This window comes from Nocardioides sp. CPCC 206348 (genome assembly GCF_048654705.1).
Taxonomy (GTDB): Bacteria; Actinomycetota; Actinomycetes; order Propionibacteriales; family Nocardioidaceae; genus Nocardioides.
Map to the genome: position 1 here is coordinate 14,874 of NZ_JBMCZA010000243.1, position 3,481 is coordinate 18,354.

A 3,481-nucleotide genomic window follows, 5' to 3' on the forward strand; every position below is an offset into this window, starting at 1 on the left:
GCGTGGCCGCCCGGCCCGCGGCGCGCGAGTCTGGCGCCGTGACGCCCGAGCCCACCACGCAGAACCCGAGACTGCGCACCCTCGCCGGTTCCCACAATGTCCGCGACCTCGGCGGTCTTGCGACCGCATCCGGGCTCCGGGTCCGGACAGGGCAGGTCTTCCGAAGTGACTACCCGGCATTCGCGGACGCCGACACCGGGGCGCTCAGGGAGCTCGGGCTGCGCACCGTGATCGACCTCCGTCGGGGGACCGAGGCCGCCGTCGAGCGCGTGGACTGGGAATCGCGCGGGGTGATCTGCGAGCGGTGGCCGCTGACCGCCGGGCGCGGGAGCTCCTGGCACGCGCGCTACCCGGCGTACCTCGTCCACCGCCCGGAAACGGTGGTGGGGGCGGTCCGCGGGGTGATGTCGCCGGAGGGTCATGCGGTGCTGTTCCACTGCGCGGCCGGGAAGGACCGGACGGGCGTGGTGGCGGCGCTCTTGCTAGCTGTGCTGGGCGTCCCGGCCGACGACATCGTCGCCGACTACGTGCTCTCGGCGCCGAGCGTCGGGCCGGTTCTCGACCGTCTGGTCGGGATGGAGCTGTATGCCGCGATGCTGGCCGGCAGTACCGCCGAGGACCAGGAGCCGCGCGCAGAGCACATGCACGCACTGCTCGACTGGCTCGGCGAGCGGGGTGGAGCCGAGGGCTGGTTGCTCGACCACGGTGCTCCGGACGTGGAGATCTCGAACTTTCGCGACGCGATGCTGGAGGGCTGACGGTGCAGCCTCGCTCTTGCTTAAACGGTCAGACCATTCTAATCTCGGAGCATTGGGCCCCAAGCATCGTGCGCCGAGAGGGAGACAATCATGGCCGCTCCGAACCGCCCCGGACGGGATCGTTCGCGGCACGCCCACGCGCACGACGCGAGGCGACAGCCATGACGATCGTGGCCGACGCCGTCGCAGCGATCCCCGCCGACGAGCTCCGCCATCGGCACGAGGAGCTCAGCCGTCGGTACGGCGTCGAGCTGCGCCTCTCCTCCGTGGCCGCTTCCGGTGGCGGCATCTCCGGCCTGGTGCAGGCAGTCGCTGATCTCACCGCGAACCCGGTCTGGCTGATCGACCCCCAGCATCGCGTCGTCTCGCGCTCGGGCCGTGCGCGTGGATCCGACTTCCGGGTTCCGGACGTCGACCACCTGCTCGCCCAGCACGGACCTGCCGACCTCGAGTCCGGGAAGCCGCTCGTGGTGGCCGCCCAACCGGCGCGTCGCGTCGATCGTCGCCACCTCCTGATGCCCGTACGGCGCGACGACTCACTCTTCGCATGGCTCGTCATGGCGGAGGTGTCCGGTCGACTCGGGCGCGACGACCTCGCGCTGTTGAGCCGCGCCGGCTTCCACCTCGCCAGCGAGTACGTCGTCCAGCGGCGGGTCGCGCGGGCCTCGTGGAATGCCCGAGCCACCCTCGCCCGGCAGCTCGTCCGCGGCCACACCCGCGACGACGACATCACGGACGCCGCGGAGTACCTCGGGGTCCAGGCCGACGCGGACCGCGTCCTCGTGTACATCGCCGACGCACCCGGCGCCGAGTCCCGCGACGAGGAAGAGGTCTCCGCCCTGGCGTCGGCCGACCTCGGCGTGGAGGTCCTCGGTACCCGTGGCCGCGAGGGCATGATCCTGCTCATCGAGGCGCCCAGCGACCTGGCCCACGTCTCGTTCGTCCACGAGGTCAAGCAGGCAATGCGCCGGCTGATGACCGGTATCGGCGACCCGAACGCGATTGTCGGGGTCTCCGGCGTGACACGGGCGACCGCGCTCCAGAGGGCCTATCGCGAGACGCGAGAGGTCGTGCTCTGCGTCGACCGCTTCTCCCGGACGGGCGAACGGGTCATCGCCGTCGACGACCTCGGTCCAGCGCGACTGTTCGTGGCCAACGGGGACCTCGCTGCCGTACGCCGCTATGTCCAGGACGTGGTCGGGGCCCTGCTCGACGGCGGCCCGGGCAAGGCCGACCTCCTCCGCACGATGCAGTGCTTCTTCGACACCGGACGCAGCGTCCGCGAGTCGGCAGCACGGCTCGGCATCCACGAGAACACCGTGCGGTTGCGCCTCGCCAAGGTCCACGACCTCACCGGCCTCGATGTTGCCGCCAATGCCAACGACCAGCTCTCGACACAGACGGCCCTGCTCGTGCTGCGCCTGGAGGGCCACCCCGCCATCCCGGCCTTCGGGGAGTCGCTCGTCATCGCGGACAAGGCAGAACGAGGGAAGGACACCGCATGAGGAGGCGCCGAGCACTGGTGACCGGAGCAGGTCGGGAAGGCGGGATCGGGCAGGCGATCGTACGACGGCTGACGGACGACGGCTTCGATGTCGTCACCCTCGACAAGGAGCCGGGTTGCACCTGGCAGGTCGACATCGCCCGCGACGAGCTCCCGGACTTCGGCGAGATCGACGTCTACGTCGGCAACGCCGCCATCACCACCCTCTTCGGGTCGGCGCACAACTTCTCGCTCGACAAGTGGCAGCTCGACCTCGACATCAACCTCACCGGCACCTTCCGGGTGCTCCAGCAGTGCCTGCGCGGGATGCGGGAGCGCGGGTACGGCCGGATCGTCGTCATCTCCAGCACGTCGGGAACGCAGGGCATGCCCGCACAGGTCTCCTACGCCACGTCCAAGGCGGGACTGATCGGGATGGTCAAGACCGTTGCTGCCGAGAACGTCCGCACCGGCGTCACGGCCAACTGCGTGCTGCCCGGCATGACCGCGTCCTCCGGCATTCTCGGCATGCCCGAGGAGGTCAAGGACGCTTGGCTGGCGAGCCTGCCCAACGGCTTCGTCGCACCCGATGACATCGCCAACGGGGTGGCCTTCTTCGCCAGCGAGACCTCCGGCATGGTCACCGGTCAGCTGATGACCGTCGACGGGGGCGACGAGCTGAACACCCGCTCGGTCACCTCCTCGGTCGCTCGCCGCTGATGCGTGGGCTGGTCGTCCGGGAGACCACCGGCCCGGCCGCCGTCGCCGTGTCCGACGACCTGCCGGAGCCGGAGGGCGCACACCTGTGGGCCGCAGGCGAGCGCCTGCTCGTCGAGGTCCGTGCCGCCGCGGTGTCGTTCCCCGATCTGCTGCAGAGCCGGGGCGCCTACCAGCACGGAGTCCCGGCGCCGTACGTCACCGGAGGCGAGTACGCCGGCGTGGTGCTCGAAGCACCCGCGGACTCCCGATTCCGTCCCGGCGATCGGGTGGCGGGCTTCTGCGTGTGGGGAGCCGCGGCCCAGCGGGTGCTGGCGATCCCGCGCTACACCGTGCGCATCCCGGACGAGATGCCCTGGGCATCCGGTGCGGCCTTCTTCCTCAACTACGCGACGGCATCGTTCACCCTGCGCCGCGCGGGCTTCGCCGACGGCGAATCGGTGCTCGTCCACGGCGCCGCCGGCGGCGTGGGTACGGCCATGCTCGACCTGCTCAGGGGTCGGGCCCAGCCGAGCATCGCGGT

The 3,481-nt window shown here is 70.9% G+C and carries 4 protein-coding genes; all 4 read left to right on the plus strand.

The genetic code is table 11. The features are described from left to right. On the plus strand, positions 1–758 hold a 758-nt coding region (locus tag ACOADB_RS28425; protein WP_378607131.1), incomplete at its 5' end, for a tyrosine-protein phosphatase. A 161-nt stretch (positions 759–919) separates the two neighbouring features. Continuing rightward, on the plus strand, positions 920–2,263 hold the full coding sequence (locus ACOADB_RS28430) for a PucR family transcriptional regulator (RefSeq protein WP_378607134.1): 1,344 nt from the start codon (positions 920–922) through the stop codon (positions 2,261–2,263). Further along, the gene (locus tag ACOADB_RS28435; RefSeq protein ID WP_378607137.1) at positions 2,260–2,961 is read left to right on the plus strand and encodes an SDR family oxidoreductase; all 702 of its coding nucleotides are present in this window, start codon (positions 2,260–2,262) and stop codon (positions 2,959–2,961) included. Before ACOADB_RS28430 ends, ACOADB_RS28435 begins: the two co-directional genes overlap by 4 nt. Further along, positions 2,961–3,481, plus strand: a 521-nt coding sequence (locus ACOADB_RS28440) for an alcohol dehydrogenase catalytic domain-containing protein (protein WP_378607140.1), incomplete at its 3' end; no start/stop codon positions are given. The genes ACOADB_RS28435 and ACOADB_RS28440, both read left to right, overlap by 1 nt.

Excerpts from the sequence above, each read along its gene's own strand:
- ACOADB_RS28430 (WP_378607134.1), top strand. The coding sequence starts at position 920 with ATGACGATCGTGGCCGACGCCGTCGCAGCGATCCCCGCCGACGAGCTC.
- ACOADB_RS28435 (WP_378607137.1), top strand. The coding sequence starts at position 2,260 with ATGAGGAGGCGCCGAGCACTGGTGACCGGAGCAGGTCGGGAAGGCGGG.